The sequence below is a fragment of the Megasphaera sp. NM10 genome (genome assembly GCF_000417505.1).
Taxonomy (GTDB): Bacteria; Bacillota; Negativicutes; order Veillonellales; family Megasphaeraceae; genus Megasphaera; species Megasphaera intestinihominis.
On the sequence record NZ_APHY01000001.1, the window covers coordinates 33848 to 53294 of the forward strand.

Here is a 19447-nt window from a genome sequence, read left to right on the forward strand (position 1 = left end):
GATTACGGATTTTTGCAACGGAAGGAGTTTTTCACTATGTTCAACCTGATTTGGAATTTTTTCAAGACCGCTCCGGATGCTCCGCAGATGACGGATGCCGCGGCGATTAAGAAGAAATTCAATGCCATGCGCTGGCGCGTCTTTGCGTCCATTACCATCGGCTATGCCTTTTACTACATCATCCGCCAGAGTTACTCGGTCATCAAGAAGCCGCTCCTGGCTTCGGGGATCGTCACGCCGACGGAAATCGGTATCATCGGTTCTATTTTCTTTGTGACCTACGGTCTTGGGAAGTTCACCAACAGCTTCCTGGCAGACCGGATGAACAATAAACGGTTTTTCTCATTCGGCCTGTTCATTTCCTCACTTACCATGGTCGGCATGGGGCTGGTCAATTCCTTTGTCCCCCTGGCCGTCTTGTGGGGCTTTAATGGCTGGTTCCAGTCGTATGGTGCCGGGCCGTCTATCGTTTCCCTTAACCAGTGGTTCAGCAATAAACAACGCGGGACCTTATATGGCATCTGGTTCACGAGCCACAATCTCGGCTCTTCTTTCGCTTACTTTGCCATTGCTGCCATCGTCTCCATGTATAACTGGTCTATGGGATTCATTTCGGCCGGCATCATTTCCCTGGTCGGTACGGTCTTCATCTACTTTGGCATGAGTGACCGCCCGGAAACGCAGGGCCTGCCGAATGGGGCTGTCTACTATGGGGAAAAGACACAGGAACAGATCGACGAAGAAAAGAAAAAATCCGTCGGTGCCATGCAGTGGAATGCTGTCGTCAAGAATCCGGCCGTCTGGATCCTCGGCTTGTCCTCGCTCTGCGTCTATATTGCCCGCTATGCCATCGAAAGCTGGGGCGTCGTCTATCTGACCTCGCAGAAGGGCTATGACATCATGGGCGCTGCCGGCGTCATGGCTTACATGCAGGTAGCCGGTATCTTCGGGGCTCTGTTGTGCGGCGTCATTTCTGACAAATTCTTTAACCACAAGCGCAACATGCCGGCCTTGCTGTACGGGATTTTCTACTCCCTGTCGATTGCCGGTTTCCTCTGGGCACCGCAGTCGTTCACCATGGATATGCTGTGCATGACCTTCTACGGCTTCACGATGGGCGCCCTGGTCTGCTACATGGGCGGCCTCATGGCTGTCGATATCGTACCGAAGCGCGTCACCGGGGCAGCCATGGGCATGATCGGCCTGCTCAGTTATGCCGGTGCAGCTATCCAGGAATTCATCACTGGGAAGCTCATGACGATTACCGTCGTCAACGGCGTCAAGACCTATGATTTCGGCATGGCTACGGAATTCTGGGTCGGTGCCGCCATCGCTTCGACCGTATTGGCCCTCCTCGTATGGAACGCCAAACCGAAAGAAGATTGATTCGTTAATCTGAAAGAGGTTGTCTTAATGTGACAACCTCTTTTTGCGCATCTCCATCCTGTATGATATAGTAAACGTAATGATTTATGGAGGTAACAGATGAAACGGGTCCTTTCACTGATCGTGCTGGTCATGCTTTCTTTGTTCTGCGCAGCCTGTGCCCGTCCGCAGGGCTATATCGACTTCACCCAGCCTCAGGATACGCATCCGGCTGCAGAGGAACCGGATACGAAGCCGCTGCGCATCGCCTTTGCGTCGGTCATGTCGCCGAAGGAAACGCGGCAGGTATACCAGCAGATCGTCAATTATATTTCGCAGCAGGAAAACCGGCCGGCCATCCTCATCCAGCGCCGGACCTATGAAGAACTGAATACGCTGCTGGCCAATGGCGATGCCGACGTGGCCTTTTCTTCGACTGGGGCCTATGCGGCTTATCAAGGTCATGAGCCCATTGAACTGCTGGCCATGACCGAAACGAATGGCTCGTCGTATTATCAGACGTACATCATTACGGCCGCAGACAGCGACATCACCGATAAACACCAGCTCCAGGGGCGGGTCTTTGCTTTTACGGACCCCTTGAGCTATTCTGGCTGCCTGGCCATTACTTTCCGCCTGGCCCAGCAGGGGACGACGCCAGAGCAGTTCTTTAAGCGCTTCTTCTTCACTCACGGCCATGACAAGTCCATCTGGGCCGTGGCCAATCACTTGGCCGACGCGGCTGGCGTGGACAGCCAGATTTATGAGCTCATAGAGCAGACGAATCCCCAGCTGGCCCGGCAGGTGCGGGTGCTGGAAAAGATGCCGGAAGCGCCGACAGGGCCTATCGTCGTGCGCAGCAGCTTGGACTCGGAAGAAAAGGCGTCCTTGCGGCGGATATTCTATACGATGCACGAAAACCCCGATTTATCGCGGTCCATGAAGACTATTGTCATCGACCGCTTCGTAGCTCCCGATACGGCGGCTTATGAGCAGTTCAAACGGCAGTATGCGGAACAGAGACGATTGGCAGGGACTTGATATGAGAAACTATACACTCTATGTAAAATTTAACGCCCTCATCGTCGGCACAATCTTTGTCTGCGGCCTGCTGGCTGCTTCCCTGTTCCTTTACTCGACGAGCACCTATATGAATTACGAACTCGATACATCCGGGCGGGAACTGGCGGCCTCAATCAGTCAGGTCATCAGTAACGATATCCTCGTCGATGACCGCTTTGCCATGACGGAACAGCTGCTCCATGCTCAGCAGACGAATGACCAGGTGCGGTATATCCTGGTGACTTATCCCGATGGCCGTATCCTGGCCAGCACGTTTACGGACGGCCTGCCAAAGGGCTTGCCGGAACGGCGCGACGTGCAGCACGACAGAGCCGATAAGACTGTGACCTTCGACAGTACGGAAGGATATATACGGGAAGTCGTCTATCCCATTGATGGCGGCCTGGTCGGCTATTTCCGCATCGGCTTGTCGGAACGGCCGATGATGCAGCTCATGTGGAAGCGCTTCGTCCAGACCATGCTGGTCATCCTGGCCATCTGTCTGGCAGCTTCCGTACTGGCTACGCGCTATGCCCGGGCTTTTTTGCGGCCTGTCCAGACCCTGGCCCAGGCCATCCGCCAAATCGGCCGCGGGAATTATAGTGTCCGCGTGCCCGTCGAGACGAAAGATGAAGTCGGGCGCCTGGCGAAAGCCTTCAATGTCATGAGCAACCGCCTGGCTGTAAAAGACCGGGAGAACTCGAAATTGCTGACCGCCCTGCGGGAAAAGGAGAAGACCCGTATCTGGCTCATCGACCAGCTCTTTTCTGCCCGTGAAGACGAACGGCGCCGCATTTCGCGGGAACTGCACGATGAGACGAGCCAGTCCATGGTATCGATGCTGGCCTATTTGCGGCTCATCATGGACCAGACAGAAGAGCCAAAGGTCCGGGAACTCGTCGCCGGTGTCCGCGATTTGACCCGCGAGACTTTGGAAGGCCTGCGCCATCTCGCCGTCAATCTCCATCCGCCCCTGCTGGATGACCTGGGCCTGGTCGTAGCCATTGAAAAGTACCTGGACACGTATCGCCAGACACAGCCGGGGCTGACCGTGATCTTCCATCATGACGGCGACATATCGCGCGTGTCCCGGCCAGTGGCCTTGTTTTGCTATCGCATGGTCCAGGAGGGGCTGACCAACATTGCCCGTCATGCCCAGGCCCATACCGTGACCATCGGGCTCCACGTCCTGCCGTCGAAGCTGACCTTGTCTGTCCGCGACGATGGCATCGGCTTCAGTGCGGACCGGGCCGAACGGGCTCGCCTGGATAACCATTTAGGACTGGTCAGTATGCGCGAGCGGACAGATGTATTGAACGGGACCTTTGCCATCGACAGCCATCCTGGTAAAGGGACGACGCTGACCATTTCTCTACCGTTGTATTTGAGTGAGGAGGAAGAACATGAACATTCTCTTGGCTGATGACCACCGTATCTTGCGGACGGGGTTGAAACTATTGCTGGCCTCTCAGGACGACTGCCATGTCGTCGCCGAAGCCTCGAACGGACAGGAAGTCCTGGAGCGGCTGGAAGACACGCCTGTCGACGTCGTCCTGCTGGACCTTTCCATGCCGGTCATGAATGGCATCGACTGTCTGCGGGAAATCCGGCGCCGCCATTATGATGTCAAAGTCCTGGTCCTGACCATGTACAGTGAGCAGCAGTACGTCACGGAACTCATGCAGCTCGGTGCAGACGGCTATCTCTGCAAGGACACGCTCGATGCGGAACTTTTCAAAGGGTTGCGCTCTGTCGTTTCCGGACACCGCTACCTGAGTGAACGCGAAGCCCGGAGCCTCCTCGATGGCGTCCTCGATGGTGCCGGCCAGCATCCGGCCCTGTCGGCGCGGGAGCAGGAAGTCCTCGTGGCCCTGGTCCATGGCCATTCCCTGTCGGCCATTGGCGACACACTGCACCTCTCGGTCAAGACCGTGTCGACTTATAAGACGAGACTCATGCAGAAATTGAACTGCAAGACCAAAGCCGAACTCGTAGACTACGCCTTGAAACACCATTTAATGTGATGGCTTTTAAATTTGAAACCATCCACTGACTGCTAACAGCCAGCTACAACGGGCCGCCCTTTGGGACGGCCCCTACGAAAAAAAGGCTTGTCGCACATGCAACAAGCCTTTTTTTTAAAATGTTTTCTCAATAATCGCGATATCTTCATCAGTGACGGTCAGGTCCGGTCCTTGGCGCAGGGCTTCGATGGCCTGGGTATCGACGACCCAGAGGGCCGGTGCCAGTTCGGCGGCGTGGTCTTTCATCCACGTTGCGATGGCCCGGGCGCCCTGGCTATAGGGCAAGGCGGCTTTGACGTAGCGGAAGTGGGAGCGGGGAACGGCTTTCATCGGCTGTTTCCATACTTCTTCGATTTCCAGGGTATAGTCACATTCGTGATAGCCGTTGGATACGGCTTCGCGGCCGATGTCTTCCGTGTTCTTCTGGCCCATGTCGAGGAGCAGGTAGTCGTAGAGCAGGACTTGTTCCCATTTTGCCTTAAAGATATCCCGTTCAGGGAGAATCTGGCACGGATCTTCGCTGTACAGGCGCAGCAGGTCCAGGACGAAGCAGAAGCGGTGGCGCTTGAAGGTGAAGTTCAGGGCGTCGACATAGATTTCCCGCATGCGGATATACTGTTTCGTCTGTTTGCGGAAATCGCTGTCAAAATAGCTGATCGGCGTCTCGTGGCGGATATACTCGAACAGTTTCTCTTCCAGGGCCATCCCCTTTTTAAGGGCTGCCCGGCGGTCGGCCGGGGCTGCCAGGGGATTGCGGAAGGTACGGTTCAGCCGGTCCAGATAGTTCAGGCAGGCCGTTTCCAGGGCCAGGGCGCTGAAGGGACCGTTATCATGCTGATGTGAAAAAATTTCGTCTTTTTCTGCTGCCGATAGCAATGATGTGGACATCGTGATCTACTCCTCTGAAAGGTAAGGATGTTCGGCTGCGGCACTCTGGATGGCCGCGTTGGCATCCTTGAAATAATCTTTAAACGACTGTACCATGTCCGGGATGGGTGCGATAAATAGCCCTTGCTTTTCCAGATCAGGGCCAGGGTCCAATAGAGATGGGGCTGGACGAGGGGGACGGAGACGGCAAGGTCCGGTGAAATCCGCTGACAGATCGTGTGCGGCATTAGGGAAATCCCCAGGCGGCCGGCAACCATCTGGGCCAGGAAGTCCCAGTTGCTGGAACGGCAGACGATCTTCGGATGGGCCATGATTTCCTGGAAAGCCGAACGCAGGTAGGGATTCAGGGAGAATCCGCTTGGGTAGAAGACGAACGTTTCGTCTTTGATATCCGACAAGGTCAGCGATGGCTGGGAGGCCAGGGGGTGATCCGGCCAGAGAACGACGTCGAGAGGTTCTTCGTGGAAGATGAAAAATTCATAAGGAATTTCTGTCGTAATCGGCAGGGCGACGAACCCGACCTGGATGAGGCCGTCATCAATGGCGAATACGACGTCTTGGGAACCGACTTCCTTCATTTCCAGTTCGATTTTGGGATATTTGTTGATGAAATGGGCGATGAACGGCGCGATGACGGAAGAGCCGATCATAGGCGGTACGCCGACGGACAATTTACCGGCATTGAGCAGCTGTGGCGACTCCATTTCTTCATTCAGCTGGGTGAATCCCTTGATGAGTTCTTCGATTTTAGGAAGCAAATAGGAACCCGTTTCCGTAAGCTCTACATTTTTCCCCTTGCGGTCGAAGAGCTGGACACCCCAGTGTTCTTCCAGGGCTTTGATCCCCTTGCTGATCGACGGCTGGCTGATGTGCAGCGATTTTGAAGCTTTGGTAAAGCTTTTTTTGTGAGCGACTTCGATGAAGTATGTCAGTTGGAATAAATCCATGATATAATGTTTCACCTCTCTTTAGTATTCTTATAGTTTACCATATTACGGAATGAAAATCCAATGATGTATACTTCTTTATAAATGGCGGTACTAAGCCATTTTAAAGCAATCTGTGTTTCTGTAGACTGTCTAATTGTTAACAATAATTTGTACGAATTAATGCGCCCCTCTATATTTAGGGCGGCCAATCGTTGTATAATATAAAGTAGAATGGAGGAGGGATGGTTATGGCACGGCGATGGATCATGCATGTCGATATGGATGCGTTTTATGCTTCTGTAGAACAACGGGATAATCCGGCCCTGAAGGGCCTGCCGGTCATCGTCGGCGGCCTGATGGAGCGGGGCGTCGTCGCGACGGCGTCTTATGAAGCCAGGGCTTATGGCGTCCATTCGGCCATGAGCATGAAACTGGCCCGCAGGCTCTGTCCGAATGGCGTCTTCCTGCCTGTGCGCATGTCCCATTACCGGCGTATTTCCCATCAGATACGCCTGATCCTGTCCCATTACTCGCCCTTCATCGAACCGCTGGCCCTGGATGAGGCCTTCCTCGACGTCTCCGGCATGGAGCGCCATTATCCGGATATCGTCGACATGGGTAAAGCCGTAAAGGAAGAAATACGGCGGACGACGGGCCTCGTCGCATCGGCTGGGATAGCACCGAATAAGTTCCTGGCCAAACTGGCATCGGACCTTCGCAAACCGGATGGCCTGGTCTGGATTCCCTATGGGACTGAGCGGCAGATATTGGCACCCTTGCCGCTGAGCCGCCTGTGGGGCGTCGGCAAGGTGACCGAAGAGGCCCTGCAAAAAGCGGGCTATCATACTATCGGCGACATCGCCGCGGCCAGTCCCGAAACGCTCCAGCCCATCGTAGGCAATCAGGCCCAGCGGATTTACCGCTTGTCCCTGGGCCAGGATAACCGGCCGCTGGAAGTACGGCGGCGGCCCCAGTCTGTCGGCAATGAGCATACGTACAGCCATGACCTGACGCGCGACGCCGAAGTGGATGAACAGTTCCGCCTCCTGGCCAACGAAGTGTCGTGGCGGCTGCGGCAGAACCGGCTCATGGGACGGATCATCACCATCAAGATACGCTATACCTCTTTCAAGACCATTACCCGCTCTTTGACGCTGCACAGCATAGGGACCTGTTCGGAAGAACAGTTATATTTTTCGGCAAAAAAATTGTATAATAAGAGCAGAGGTCATGAGCCCATCCGCCTCCTGGGCCTGACGGTCAGCCAGCTCCAGGCCTATCAGGTGCAGGGCGACTTGTTCTCGGAAGATGAAGAGACGAAGGCGAAAGTGACGGAAGCCATCGACAAGCTGCAGAAACGCTTTGGCCGCACGGCCATCATGAAAGGATTTCTTTGGGAAATGTCCCATGAAAAAGATACATAAGAACGATAAAGAAGGAGTTTTTGTTATGGCAATTTTTAAAGTAGCTGCCCACACGGGTGATAACAACAACGGGTACATCGAATACGATACAGAGACGAAAGAACTCGGCGTCCACTTGAACGACGACGTCATGAATGAACGGGCCCGCCAGTATTTGACGACAGAAAAAGTCTTGCACCAGTATACGGATTTAGCGCAGTATAAGACCATCAGCACCGTCCCGACATCGAGCCTGGAAATGCTGAAACTGGCCTTGTGCTATATCTGGCGGGCTACGGGCATCCACATTGACTGGAGCCGCCCTGTCGATTAAGGGATAAGCCTCCACCATAATCTATGAACAATTTATCCACATTTCATGTGCACAAGGGTGACAGAAATGTGGATATTTTTTTTGTGAAGCGCACGGTTATGCTGATTTTTTCAGGTGCATACTTTTTGGGGATTCGCAGGGGAAATGTGGATAACTTTCGTGGATAAATGTGTACCTCCGGTGAAAACGGCCTGAAAACGGGATGATTACGCGATTTATAATGGACGAACAAATGGCGCAGATAATGTGCATAATTCCTGAGAAAATGTGGATAAATGTTCTCGGCAATTTATGCACAATATGTGGATACATTGTGGAAAGGTATACACAGGTGGACAAAGCATAAAATAGCCATTCTGACAGTGTGTACACAACTTATCCACTTCATTTATCCACAATTTCCACAGCCTTGCCGTTTGTGGTATACTGGAGGCAATGAACACAATTAGGAGGAAATCAACATGAAAGCTATCATCGACGGACTCATTGTCCTGCCGAACGAAATCATTAACGGTCACGTCATTATGTATGAAAAGGATATCTGGCGCATCGTACCGCGCAAGCAGTTCCGGGCCGGCATGTGCTCGGAATTCATTGATGCCAATGGCGGCTTCGTCGTACCGGGATTCATCAATGAACACATCCACGGCTGTGCCGGTGCCGACACTATGGATGACGATGACCAGGCCCTGAAGACCATGCAGCAGGCCCTGCCGGCGACGGGCGTTACGTCCTTCGTACCGACGACGATGACTATGGAACAGGGACGCATCGAGAAAGCCCTCAGCCGGATTCGTCAGGCCCGGGACGACTATCAGGGCGGCGCCCAGGTATTGGGCGCTCATATGGAAGGGCCTTTCATCAGCCCGGCCTACAAAGGCTCCCAGGCGGAAGAAAATATCCAGACTGCCGATTTTTCCTGGCTCGAACCATATGCCGACGTCATCAAGATCATCACCTTGGCACCGGAAACATTGAAGAACAAGAAATTCCTGAAGGACTGCCAGGACCACGGTATTATCGTGTCCATCGGGCACACGGCGGCCGATTTCGACCAGGCCATGGACTGCATGGACGCCCTCGGCAGCTGCCATGTTACGCATTTATATAATGCTATGACGCCGTTCCACCATCGCAGACCCGGTGTCGTCGGCGCGGCCCTGCTCCATAAGGGCGCCTGCTGTGAATTGATCTGCGACGATTTGCACGTCCATCCGGCAGCGCAGAAACTGGCCTATCAGATGAAAGGCCGCGACGGCCTCATCCTGGTCACCGACTCGTTGCGGGCCTGCCTGCAGGGCGATGGCGAATCCAGCTTGGGTGGCCAGAAAGTCTTCGTCAAGAATGGTGAAGCCCGCCTGGCTGACGGGACCCTGGCTGCCAGTATTGCCCCCATGAACGAAGTGGTCCTCCATTTCCTCATCAATTCCGGCGCCTCCATTCCCGATGTCGTCGCCATGGCTACGGTCAACCCGGCCAAAGCCCTCGGTGTCTACGACCGCATCGGTTCTCTGGAAGAAGGGAAGCAGGCGGACATTACCATCCTGGACAGCAACGATTTCCATGTAAAACAGACGGTCATCGCCGGGGAGCTGGCATATAATGAAGAAGCCTAATACGAAGAGCGGCATTTTCCTGGCACTGGCTATCCTGGTGCTGGCAGCCATCGGCGCCTGGTTCTTCTGGGACCGTTCGCCGTCGCCAGCGGGCCCGGCAGGGCCCTCTAAAGGCGCTGTTCAGGAAGATGAAGCATCGCGGCTCGTCGCCAAGATGTCACCGGAAGTAAAAATCGGCCAGCTCATGATGATCGGCCTGGCCGGGACGACCATCGACGACCAGGGCCAGCGCCAGCTGGAATACTGCCATGCCGGGAATGTTATCTTATTCGACCGCAATATGGATACACCCGAACAGGTCCAGCATTTGACAAAAAAAATAGACACGACGATCCGCAAGAAGAGCGGCGTCATGCCTTTCATTGCCCTCGATCAGGAAGGGGGCCAGGTCCTGCGCATGCGCAAGGCCTTCCCGCCCGTACCGTCTGAACAGTCCATCGGCCAGAGCGGCCAGTCGGCCCAGGCGAAACAGTGGGCCGTCACGACGGGCGATGCCCTGAAAAAGCTGGGCATCAACGTCAACTTTGCGCCTGTCGTCGACCTCGGTTCTCAGGCTGAACGGTCGTACAGCCTCGACCCTGGCGTCGTGACCCAATTCGCCCATGAAGCCATTGCCGGCTACGAACAGACGGGAATCTGGTGTTCCCTCAAGCATTTCCCGGGCATCGGCAAAGTCAAGACGGATCCCCATATCGACGGCGACAGCGTCAACAGTTCCAAGGATGACTTGATGAAGCAGGATTTGAAGCCTTTTGAAAACCTCATCAAGAGCGAAGACAATCAGAAAATGTTCATCATGGTCTCGAACGTCACCTTCCCGGCGCTGGACCCCAATCTTCCGGCCTGTGTCTCCAAGCCAATCATGACCGATTTATTGCGCAACACTTTCGGCTACCAGGGACTCATCGTTTCCGACGATATGGAAATGGGCGCCATGGCCAAGCACTATGCCTTTGCCGACATGGGCGTCATGGCCATCAAGGCCGGTGCCGATATGGTCCTGGTCTGCCATGAATATGCCCACGAACGGGAAACGTATGACGGCCTCTTGAAGGAATATAAGAGCAACGCGGAATTCCGGGCCTTAGTCGATGAAAAAGTAACCCGCATCGTCCGCACGAAACTGAATCATCAATAGCTGCCTTTTCGATGCAGCAATAGATACAACGCGCCCAGCATACCGGCGTCGTTCTGCCGTTTGGCGAAGGCCAGTCTCTTAGGCGGCAGCATCATGGCCGGCAATCGCGCCGCCAGGGCTGTTTCCAGCTTCGGCCTCAGGATATCCTCTTGGGCCATGATGCCGCCGCCGAGGACGATGCCATCGGGATTGCACAGGCAGGCGATATTGGCCAGGCCATCGGCCAGATTCTGGCAGAATGTATCGAGGACAGCTGCTGCCGTGGCATCTCCCTGACGGACCCAGGCAAAGCAAGTACGGCCGTCGACCTTTTCCGGGTCGGCGGCTTTTTTGCATGCCATTTCCCGGCAGAGGTATGTCGCCGAAGCGACGTCGTGGAGGCGGCCGGCAGGGACGCGCATATAGGCGATTTCCCCGGCAGACCGGCAGGCTCCGTGAAGGATATGGCCCTTTTCGATGAAGGCCCCGCCGATACTGGTGCCGACGGTCACGGCGAAGAGGGAGTCCATGTCCCGGCCGGCGCCGAGCCACCATTCTCCCAGGGCGGCGCAGTTCGTGTCGTTTTCGACGATACAGGGGAGCTGGAATTCATTTTCCAAGAGCGATTTCCAGGCCGTCCCCGTATAGTCCGGGATGGACAGGGCGTAGTCGACGGCCCCTCTTTCCGTGTCGATGATGCCGGCTGTCGAGATGCCGATGCCCGCTAAGGGATGGTCGGCCAGCTGGCGCTGGATGAGCGAGCGGACTTTGTGGACAATGCCCGGACCGCCGCCCGTCGCCGCTTCTGTCGGCAGGCTGCCTTTCTTATGGAACCGGCCCGTTTCGTCGATGAGGCCGAATTTGATGGCTGTACCACCGATATCTATGCAGCTGTAAATCATGAGTATACACTCCTTCCTGAGATTATACATAAATTATACATAGATTTGACCTTTTCTATGTATAGGGACTTTATACTTATCGTGTCGAATATGTTACAAAATTCAGGAGGTCACGATATGAAACGACAATGGTTAAAACGAGCAATTCTTTCCATGGTAGCCTGCGGCTCATTAGCAGGATTCATTCCCGGAGTACAGGCGGCAGATGTCCGCATCCTTCCCGTCGATAATGCGAAATTCCTGGCTGGTGCCAAATTCGATTTCGACATCGAAGTATCGAAAGCAAAGAATCTGAAGAATGTCGACATTACGGTCAATGGACAGAAGGCTGATAAATTCTTTGGTCAGAAATTAGATGCTAAAGATTTAGGCAACGGCGTCATTTCATATCGTGCCAATCAGGTCAATTTCCCCAAAGCCGGTGCCTATACGGTAAAAGCGACGGCTACCGATGCCGATGGCGCTAATTCGGCCGATGCCCGCTATACCGTCGTTCAGGACAAAGCTCAGCGCCAGGCCAAGAACGTCATCCTCTTCGTCGGCGACGGCATGTCCCTGCAGGCCCGCGAAATGGCCCGTATTATTTCCAAAGGCATGACTAACGGCAAGTACAATGACTTACTGGCCATGGAAAAAATGCCCCATAACTGCCTGATTACGACCAGCGGTTACGATTCCCTGACGACAGACAGTGCCAACTCGGCGTCTACCTATGCAACAGGTCATAAATCCGTCGTCAACGCCTTGGGCGTCTATGAAGACTCCACGAAAGACCCCTTCGATGATCCGCGCGTCGAAAATATTTCGGAAATCGTAAAACGCAGCCGCGGCATGTCTGTCGGTATCATCACCCAGGCCGAATCGACAGACGCCACGCCGGCAGCCATGGTCGGTCATACGCGCCGCCGTGCCAACCAGGATTACATCGCTTCGGAATACCTCGAAGATTATCATCGCCCGGACGTCATCATGGGCGGCGGTTCGCGCCGTTACATCCCGCAGTCCGAACAGGGCTCGAAGCGCCATGACAACCAGAACGTCATCCAGGAATTCAAGGATAAAGGCTATACCTTTGTCAGCAATTCTAAGGAAATGATGGCCGCTCCGGATAATAAACCGCTCCTGGGCCTGTTCCATCCGAGCACGATGAATGTCTATGTCGACCGTGAAATACTCAAGAACCCGGAAGTCCTCGGCAAATATACGGACCAGCCGAACCTCATTAACATGACCAAGAAATCCCTGGATATCCTCAGCAAGAACCCGAAAGGCTTCTTTGCCATGATTGAAGGCGCTTCCATCGACAAACAGCTCCACGCCATGGATTGGCAGCGCGCAACGTATGACACCATCGAATTCGACAAGGCCATCGAATACGCCCAGAAATGGAATAAAGAACACGGGGACAACACCCTGATCATCGTCGTCGCCGACCATGCTCACGGCGCTTCCATTACCGGGACCTACCATGAACGGGATGGCAAGAAGGGCCTGGCAGCTGTCCGCACTTATGCCGACTCCATCTTCCCGACCTTCAAAGATGCCAACCACGATGGCTTCCCGGATAATCCTGATCCCGATGTCACCCTGGCCATCCAGTATGCCAACCATCCGGAATATTACGAAAACTTCCACTTCCAGCAGAAACCGACGCTGCCGACTGTTTCTCAGACCGTTACCAAACAGGAAGCTCAGCAGGCTGGCGATAAGACCGAATACCATCAGGTATCGACAGTCGTCGAAAAAGCCAATCCGGCCCGCCATCACGACGGCGATCCCTGGGAACTCGTACCGGCCAACATTCCCGATACCATCGGTGATGAATGCCATGCTGCCGACGACGTACCGCTCAACGCTGAAGGTCCTGGCTCGGAATACTTCCAGGGCGTCATGGACAACACCGAAGTATTCTTTGGCATCATGAGAGCCCTCGGCATCGATGCTACGAAAAATGTGAAATAATTAGTGGCTCGTGGCCCGCAGTGGCTCTCTTCATAGGAGAGCTGTCAGCGAAGCTGACTGAAAGGTTGCTCTTTTATAGTTTGTAATTCGGAGTATGTAGGGGGCGCCACGTGGGCGACCCGTTAGGGATTTGGATGATTCTTCTAGCAAACAGGGCAGGAAATCGTACATATCCCAGAGCGGGCGCCCCACGTGGCGCCCCTACAAGAAAAGGCGCTGTCTTCGTGCGACAGCGCCTTTTTATTATTTCCCTAACACGCCTTCCAGGAAGGAAGCGGTATCTGCCATATAGCTGGCTTCATAGCCTTCGATATCGCCTTTATCGCAGTGGCTGCGAATTCCGGGTCGATCGGCAGTTTGCCGTATGGGGGATATCATATTTCTGTGCCGATTCTTCGACGTGGCTCTTGCCGAAGATGGACAGTTTTTCATGACAATGAGGACATTCAAAATAGCTCATGTTCTCGATGAGGCCCAGGACTGGGACGTGCATCATTTCCGACATGTTCAGTGCTTTTTCGACAATCATGGAAACGAGTTCCTGCGGCGATGTGACGACCAGGATGCCGTCCATTGGCAGGGACTGGAAGACCGTCAGCGGGACGTCGCCCGTTCCCGGCGGCATGTCGACGAACATGTAGTCGATATCGCCCCAGATGACATCGGTCCAGAACTGCTTTACCGCACCGGAAATGACCGGGCCGCGCCATACGACAGGAGCCGCTGCGTCTTCGAGCAGGAGGTTCATGGACATGACCTTGATGCCCGTCTTGGTCGTTACCGGATAGATACCGTTTTCATCGCCCGTAGCGTGGTCGGTCAGGCCGAAGACTTTCGGAATCGACGGGCCCGTGATATCGGCGTCGAGGATAGCCGTCTTGAAGCCGCGGCGCTGCATTTCAACGGCCATAAGGGACGTTACCAGGGATTTACCGACGCCGCCTTTGCCGCTGACGACAGCGATGACATGCTTGATGTGCGAGCCGGCATGAGGGGCGGCCTGCAGGCTCTGGGGCTGTGTGCGTTCAGCGCAGGAGCTGCCGCAGCTGGAACAGTCGTGTGTACAATTTTCACTCATTGGGATCATTCTCCTTTGTATTCTTTTTTCCGGCGCGGCAGCAGGTATGACAACACGTGCCGGAACGTTCACAAACTTGGATATGGCCGCCTTCGATGACGAGGCGTTTGCCATGGATGAGGGCGTCGGCCAACTTGTGTCGGGCCGAATCATAAATGCCGGTTACCGTCGTGCGCGCCACATTGATCTGAGCGGCACACTGTTCCTGCGTCAGGCCGACCCAGTCGATGAGGCGGATGACTTCGTATTCGTCAATGCCCATGACAATCACATCGTCTGACTGTGCGCCATCTATAGGCTCGAAAGCCGCCGAAACAGGCAACGAACAGACCCGTCGGCACCGCGGTGGTCTCGGCATAGTACCCCCTCCTTTACGCCTTTTATTATAGATTTATAGATGACATATGTCAACATTGTAAGGGGGCTATGACGCATTTTCGGATAAAAAATGTCGAAATAACGCTTGCAAATCAATTATTATCGCGATAATATTTTATTAGTAAAAATAAAGCTATCTTACAGGAGGTATTTCCATGAACGTAATTGTTTCCCCTAATGCACCGAAAGCTATCGGTCCTTATTCGCAGGCTATGGTATCGAATGGTATGTTGTATATTTCCGGGACGGCTGGTGTCGATCCGCAGACGGGCAAACTCCAGGAAGGCATTGAAGCCCAGACGGAACAGGCTGTCAAAAATATTGCCGCTATCCTCGAAGCAGCCGGCTCGGACTTCTCGAAAGTCGTCAAGACGACGTGCTTCCTCTATGACATGAAAGACTTTGCCGCTTTCAACGCCATTTACGAAAAAGCTTTCATCAGCAAACCGGCCCGCAGCTGCGTAGCCGTCAAAGAACTTCCGGCTCATTTCCTCTGCGAAATCGAAGTCATTGCAGAAGTGTAAGTATTAGTTTGGAGTTCGGAGTTTGTAGTTTGTAGAAAATGGCTTTAAATTTAAAACCAGCGGCTAACCACTAACTGCTAGCCGCTTAAACGTTTTGCGTTCGTAGTTCATCGGTCATTGCGATGGGGTGATATTTTTAATCCCGTACGACAAACGATGAACAACCTACGATTAACGTAAAAAGAGACTGTCTTTATGGGGCGGCCTCTTTTTTCTTGCCCTATACATTCTCATTGTGATAAAATTTTCTTATACTACATAGGGGAAGTGACGTCATGTCCATTTTAGAGATGTATAAACGTATCGTGCCTTTTTTGGGAGCTGCCTTGGGCAAGGACTGTGAAGTCGTCCTTCATGATCTGCGTTATCCCGATGAATCGGTCATCGCCATTGCCAATGGCGACATCAGCAGCCGTAAACTGGGAGCGCCGGCGACGGATTTTATTTTGAAACTCATGCAGGTCGGTAAGAAAAGGGACCAGGAATATATGACCAATTACTACGGGAAGAGCGTCAACGGCCATACCCTGCGGTCTTCGACCTTTTTTATTCATGATGAGGAAGACAATATCATCGGGGCCCTCTGTCTGAATTACGATGTCCAGCGCTATCTGGACGTGCGGAAACAACTGGATGCCTTCATCTTGATGGACCCGGGGAAGCATATCGACGGCATGCCTCAGGATAACGCTAAGAAGGAAGATGACCATTTCCTGAGCGTCGAAATCTCAGAAAGCATGTATCCGACCGTAGACGATGCCATCCAGCATCTCATCCAGCGGACCCTGGCCCCTTACGGGACCGAGGCCAAACGCCTATCTCAGGCAGAACGCCTGGCTGTCGTCGAAGACCTCTACAAGAACGGCCTCTTCGTCCTCAAAGGCAGCGTCTATGCCCTGGCCCAGATCCTGGGCGTTTCAGAACCGACAATTTACCGCTATTTGAACCGCATCAAGAAAGAAAATCACAACGTGCAGGGGTGAGAAAAATGGATTTAGGGAATTGGAGAGACTTCTTTTCATCTAAAATCTATAAGCGTGGCGAACGCTATTACGAAGAAGGCGACGTCTCCAATCTGAAGTGCACGGAGAAGCAGATAACGGCCGACGTCTATGGCAGTGATATATATGAAGTTACCATTGATTTGGACGACGGCCGGGTCGAAGAAATGGACTGCACCTGTCCCTATGCCGAAAAGGGAGAATATTGCAAGCATATGGTCGCCGTACTGCTGGCCGCCGAAGATGAAGAGCTGGATGAAACGACTGTTGCTGGCAAGGGAAAAGCGTCGTGGCAGGATATTTTACAAAAGCTGTCTGAATCGGATTTGCGCAACTTCGTCTTTCAGCTAGCCGAAGACAATCGGGATTTGCAGAAGAAAATCGTACTGGATTTTTCCAGGGGCAAACCGTCTGCTCAGGAAATGCATCGATATGAACGCGAAATAGATCGGGTATTGGCTCCTTACGACCTCTTGGGATATATTGAATATAATGCCAGTAAGGCTTTCGCGGACAAGGTCCTTGATTATTTGAGCAGCACCATACCGCCGCTGATTAAGCGCTCCTGTACGATGGAAGCGTTGGAACTGGTCAATATCATGGCGGCCAATGTGGCGGATATATCTTTTGAAGATGAAGATGACCAGCAGCTCTGTCTGGATGAATGTCGAACTTACTGGGCCGATATCATTGGTCATGCCAAACCGGAAGACGTGCCGAAGCTGCATCAATGGTTTATACAGCAGATGGATGCAATCAAAAACAAGGGCAATGAGCTATACGGCTATTACGAAGAGGTGCTGTACAATGATTTTGATGACCCGGCGTCCTTGAAATGGAAGCTTGCACGGCTGGATGCGGAAATCGAGCATCATGAATCGGCGAAATCCGACCCCAACGACTGGAATTACGGCTATACCTATGGCACCAATCTGGTCATGCGGATTCATACGATGCAGCAATTAGGCTATCCGCAAACCGATATTGAGCAATATATCCAGGCCCATTATGAAAACAGACAGGTACGGAACATGCTGATTTCCGATGCGTTTAAAGACAATGATTACCAAAGAGCCGTCAAACTGCTCCGTGATTCTCAGGCCATCGATGACGATAAGGATTATTGCCAGCAGGATTACAGCACCAAGCTCATTCATGCCTACCAAGCATTGGGAGACGATGAGGGATACAAACAGGCTTTATGGGAAAATATTCAGCATTTCAACCAGGATGATTTGGAGCAAGTCTCAGCCTTGAAGGCCTGCTGCGATGCGGACGAATGGAATACACTGAAAACAAAAATCCTTCAGCTGCCGTCTTGCCGATATCTGCGTCAACGCTTTTGGGCAGAAGAAAAAATGGTCGACGAACTCTGGGCCGATTTGCAGGAAAATTTGAATCCCTATGACGTAGATCAATATGCAGACGTATTGAAGAACAAATACGGCAATGAAATCCGGGATTACTATGCAGACTATGTGAAAAAGACCATGCCTGGCCTGAATAGCCGCGCTCAATATCGGAACTGCATCTTTTACCTGAAAAAACTCAGCACCTATCCCGAAGGCCTGCACCTGGCCCGCAAAATTGCCCAAGAATGGCGGGAAACCTACCGGAACCGCCGGGCCATGAAAGACGAACTATCCAAAGCGGGCTTCTAAAAAGGCTCTCCTCATAGGAGAGCTGACCGCCTGAGGCGGTCTGAGAGGTTGATTTCCTTGATAACATATAAAATCCCCTGATGCTGTCCACTATTTCGATAGCATCGGGGAATTTTTTTATGCAAGAATGAAAAGTCGTGCGGAAAAATGTGGTGAATACCGCGAAAGTCGCGCATAAAAATGTAGAGATAGACGCAAAAGTCGCGCGAAAAAATGTTATAATAAGGAAAAGATTTTCTGTTTAGGGGGTGGAATCTTGGAAAGAGAATTAATGAAATCATTGGTAAAGTGGAAAACGGCGCCTCGTCGGAAACCGTTGATTTTGAAAGGCGCTCGCCAAGTTGGCAAGACTTGGCTCATGAAAGAGTTCGGACGCCGATATTTTCAGAATATAGTGTACATCAACTTCGATAATAATCCACGGATGCAGCAGATTTTTGAACAAGATTATGATATCCGTCGCATTTTATTAGCTTTTCAGGTAGAAACTGGTGAAAGTATCCGGCCTCAAGAAACTTTGATCATCTTAGATGAAGTCCAGGAAGCGCCACAAGCGATTTCTGCGTTAAAGTATTTTTGTGAAAATGCACCGGAGTACCCTGTAATAGCTGCCGGCTCTTTATTAGGGATTGCTCTGCATAAAGGTATTTCATTCCCTGTTGGAAAAGTGACGACAATGCAATTGTATCCGCTATCTTTTTATGAATTTTTACGGGCTGTCCATGAAGAGCGATTAGCGGATTTATTGGACCAGCGCGATCCGGCTATGCTGAAAGTATTTTATAATGGGCCCCTTGTCAAGACCACGTTCTAAAATTTTAAGAGTGGCAGTAAGCAGAATTATTCTAAGCAGCGAAGCAAGCAAAGTAAAACTCGTTGGGAACCTTGTAGCCTAATGCCTCGTGGGGCCGTATGTTGTTGTAATCATCTACGTATTGGTTAATCAGACGTCGAAGCTCTCTTGGGGTGCGATATTCGTTCGGATAGAGCTGCTCCGTTTTGAGGCTACGGAACCAACGTTCAATCATGATGTTGTCTGCCCAGCGGCTCCTGCCGTCCATACTTTGACGGATATTGAGGTTACGAAGCAGATTCTTGTAATCATCACTGGTAAACTGGCTGCCTTGATCTGAATTGATAATGGCTGGAACGCCGCATGCTTTAACGGTTTCCGTCACGGCATGAATAACAGATTCTGCCTGA

Annotated in this window: 18 protein-coding genes and 1 pseudogene; 13 read left to right on the top strand and 6 right to left on the bottom strand. The window is 52.6% G+C overall.

The annotated features are described in order from the left end of the window. Positions 1 to 36 precede the first annotated feature (36 nt). From NM10_RS00170 to NM10_RS00185, 4 genes are all read left to right on the top strand, one after another. Positions 37 to 1386 carry an MFS transporter gene (locus tag NM10_RS00170; RefSeq protein ID WP_020309609.1) on the top strand — a complete coding sequence of 450 codons (1350 nt, stop codon included), beginning with the start codon at positions 37 to 39 and terminating at the stop codon, positions 1384 to 1386. Positions 1387 to 1485: 99 nt separating this feature from the next. Then, entirely contained in the window at positions 1486 to 2406 is a 921-nt protein-coding gene (locus NM10_RS00175) for a substrate-binding domain-containing protein (protein ID WP_020309610.1), read from the top strand. 1 nt (position 2407) lies between these two features. Next, positions 2408 to 3850, top strand: coding sequence for a HAMP domain-containing sensor histidine kinase (locus NM10_RS00180; RefSeq protein WP_020309611.1), 1443 nt, complete (start codon positions 2408 to 2410; stop codon positions 3848 to 3850). Further along, a complete protein-coding gene (locus NM10_RS00185) occupies positions 3831 to 4451 on the top strand; it encodes a response regulator transcription factor (protein ID WP_020309612.1) in 621 nt (206 codons plus the stop codon). The genes NM10_RS00180 and NM10_RS00185 overlap by 20 nt, the downstream gene beginning before the upstream one ends. A 114-nt stretch (positions 4452 to 4565) precedes the next feature. Here the strand turns inward: NM10_RS00185 and NM10_RS00190 are convergent, their stop codons facing one another. Together NM10_RS00190 and NM10_RS00195 are read right to left on the bottom strand one after the other, a co-directional pair. After that, positions 4566 to 5339 (bottom strand): hypothetical protein, encoded by a 774-nt coding sequence (locus tag NM10_RS00190; protein WP_020724032.1) that lies wholly within the window; start codon positions 5337 to 5339, stop codon positions 4566 to 4568. Next, positions 5237 to 6286, bottom strand: coding sequence for a LysR substrate-binding domain-containing protein (locus NM10_RS00195; protein WP_036243611.1), 1050 nt, complete (start codon positions 6284 to 6286; stop codon positions 5237 to 5239). The genes NM10_RS00190 and NM10_RS00195 overlap by 103 nt, the downstream gene beginning before the upstream one ends. A 230-nt stretch (positions 6287 to 6516) precedes the next feature. Here NM10_RS00195 and NM10_RS00200 point away from each other — a divergent pair, with 230 nt between their 5' ends. The 4 genes from NM10_RS00200 (at position 6517) to nagZ (ending at position 10759) form a co-directional block, all read left to right on the top strand. Further along, on the top strand, positions 6517 to 7692 hold the full coding sequence (locus tag NM10_RS00200) for a DNA polymerase IV (protein ID WP_020309615.1): 1176 nt from the start codon (positions 6517 to 6519) through the stop codon (positions 7690 to 7692). Between the two features lie 25 nt (positions 7693 to 7717). Further along, positions 7718 to 8005 (top strand): hypothetical protein, encoded by a 288-nt coding sequence (locus NM10_RS00205; RefSeq protein WP_020309616.1) that lies wholly within the window; start codon positions 7718 to 7720, stop codon positions 8003 to 8005. 461 nt (positions 8006 to 8466) lie between these two features. Continuing rightward, positions 8467 to 9621, top strand: a complete 1155-nt coding sequence (gene nagA / locus NM10_RS00210) for an N-acetylglucosamine-6-phosphate deacetylase (RefSeq protein ID WP_020309617.1) — start codon at positions 8467 to 8469, stop codon at positions 9619 to 9621. Next, positions 9608 to 10759, top strand: a complete 1152-nt coding sequence (gene nagZ, locus NM10_RS00215; protein WP_020309618.1) for a beta-N-acetylhexosaminidase — start codon at positions 9608 to 9610, stop codon at positions 10757 to 10759. The genes nagA and nagZ overlap by 14 nt, the downstream gene beginning before the upstream one ends. Here the strand turns inward: nagZ and NM10_RS00220 are convergent. Then, the gene (locus NM10_RS00220; RefSeq protein ID WP_020309619.1) at positions 10753 to 11640 is read right to left on the bottom strand and encodes an ROK family protein; all 888 of its coding nucleotides are present in this window, start codon (positions 11638 to 11640) and stop codon (positions 10753 to 10755) included. The genes nagZ and NM10_RS00220 overlap by 7 nt on opposite strands. A 117-nt stretch (positions 11641 to 11757) precedes the next feature. On the opposite strand from NM10_RS00220, the gene NM10_RS00225 reads away from it, so the two are divergent. Then, positions 11758 to 13602 (top strand): alkaline phosphatase, encoded by a 1845-nt coding sequence (locus NM10_RS00225; RefSeq protein WP_192813525.1) that lies wholly within the window; start codon positions 11758 to 11760, stop codon positions 13600 to 13602. A 243-nt stretch (positions 13603 to 13845) separates the two neighbouring features. On the opposite strand, the pseudogene NM10_RS00230 reads toward NM10_RS00225, so the two are convergent. After that, positions 13846 to 14680 (bottom strand): annotated as a pseudogene (locus NM10_RS00230) (P-loop NTPase). Further along, positions 14673 to 15038 carry a DUF134 domain-containing protein gene (locus tag NM10_RS00235; RefSeq protein ID WP_071601810.1) on the bottom strand — a complete coding sequence of 122 codons (366 nt, stop codon included), beginning with the start codon at positions 15036 to 15038 and terminating at the stop codon, positions 14673 to 14675. Before NM10_RS00235 ends, NM10_RS00230 begins: the two are co-directional and overlap by 8 nt. A 175-nt stretch (positions 15039 to 15213) precedes the next feature. On the opposite strand from NM10_RS00235, the gene NM10_RS00240 reads away from it, so the two are divergent. The 4 genes from NM10_RS00240 to NM10_RS00255 all read left to right on the top strand — a co-directional run bounded on the left by NM10_RS00240 (position 15214) and on the right by NM10_RS00255 (position 19058). Further along, on the top strand, positions 15214 to 15582 hold the full coding sequence (locus tag NM10_RS00240; protein ID WP_020309623.1) for a RidA family protein: 369 nt from the start codon (positions 15214 to 15216) through the stop codon (positions 15580 to 15582). A gap of 275 nt (positions 15583 to 15857) precedes the next feature. Continuing rightward, complete coding sequence (locus NM10_RS00245; protein ID WP_020309624.1) at positions 15858 to 16565, top strand: helix-turn-helix transcriptional regulator; 708 nt, start codon at positions 15858 to 15860, stop codon at positions 16563 to 16565. 5 nt (positions 16566 to 16570) lie between these two features. Further along, positions 16571 to 18244: an SWIM zinc finger family protein gene (locus NM10_RS00250; protein WP_020309625.1), complete on the top strand. Its 1674-nt coding sequence runs from the start codon at positions 16571 to 16573 to the stop codon at positions 18242 to 18244. Between the two features lie 256 nt (positions 18245 to 18500). Next, positions 18501 to 19058 carry an ATP-binding protein gene (locus NM10_RS00255; RefSeq protein ID WP_020309626.1) on the top strand — a complete coding sequence of 186 codons (558 nt, stop codon included), beginning with the start codon at positions 18501 to 18503 and terminating at the stop codon, positions 19056 to 19058. 31 nt (positions 19059 to 19089) lie between these two features. Here NM10_RS00255 and NM10_RS00260 read toward each other — a convergent pair. Further along, on the bottom strand, positions 19090 to 19447 hold a 358-nt coding region (locus NM10_RS00260), incomplete at its 5' end, for an IS3 family transposase (RefSeq protein ID WP_020309627.1).

Bases quoted from the DNA above. Each gene is read 5' to 3' on its own strand.
- NM10_RS00220 (WP_020309619.1), bottom strand. From the start codon at position 11,640: ATGATTTACAGCTGCATAGATATCGGTGGTACAGCCATCAAATTCGGC.
- NM10_RS00200 (WP_020309615.1), top strand. From the start codon at position 6,517: ATGGCACGGCGATGGATCATGCATGTCGATATGGATGCGTTTTATGCT.
- NM10_RS00175 (WP_020309610.1), top strand. From the start codon at position 1,486: ATGAAACGGGTCCTTTCACTGATCGTGCTGGTCATGCTTTCTTTGTTC.
- NM10_RS00190 (WP_020724032.1), bottom strand. From the start codon at position 5,339: ATGTCCACATCATTGCTATCGGCAGCAGAAAAAGACGAAATTTTTTCA.
- NM10_RS00250 (WP_020309625.1), top strand. From the start codon at position 16,571: ATGGATTTAGGGAATTGGAGAGACTTCTTTTCATCTAAAATCTATAAG.
- NM10_RS00185 (WP_020309612.1), top strand. From the start codon at position 3,831: ATGAACATTCTCTTGGCTGATGACCACCGTATCTTGCGGACGGGGTTG.
- NM10_RS00240 (WP_020309623.1), top strand. From the start codon at position 15,214: ATGAACGTAATTGTTTCCCCTAATGCACCGAAAGCTATCGGTCCTTAT.
- NM10_RS00235 (WP_071601810.1), bottom strand. From the start codon at position 15,038: ATGCCGAGACCACCGCGGTGCCGACGGGTCTGTTCGTTGCCTGTTTCG.
- NM10_RS00195 (WP_036243611.1), bottom strand. From the start codon at position 6,286: ATGGATTTATTCCAACTGACATACTTCATCGAAGTCGCTCACAAAAAA.
- NM10_RS00205 (WP_020309616.1), top strand. From the start codon at position 7,718: ATGGCAATTTTTAAAGTAGCTGCCCACACGGGTGATAACAACAACGGG.
- NM10_RS00225 (WP_192813525.1), top strand. From the start codon at position 11,758: ATGAAACGACAATGGTTAAAACGAGCAATTCTTTCCATGGTAGCCTGC.
- NM10_RS00245 (WP_020309624.1), top strand. From the start codon at position 15,858: ATGTCCATTTTAGAGATGTATAAACGTATCGTGCCTTTTTTGGGAGCT.
- NM10_RS00180 (WP_020309611.1), top strand. From the start codon at position 2,408: ATGAGAAACTATACACTCTATGTAAAATTTAACGCCCTCATCGTCGGC.
- nagA (WP_020309617.1), top strand. From the start codon at position 8,467: ATGAAAGCTATCATCGACGGACTCATTGTCCTGCCGAACGAAATCATT.
- NM10_RS00170 (WP_020309609.1), top strand. From the start codon at position 37: ATGTTCAACCTGATTTGGAATTTTTTCAAGACCGCTCCGGATGCTCCG.
- nagZ (WP_020309618.1), top strand. From the start codon at position 9,608: ATGAAGAAGCCTAATACGAAGAGCGGCATTTTCCTGGCACTGGCTATC.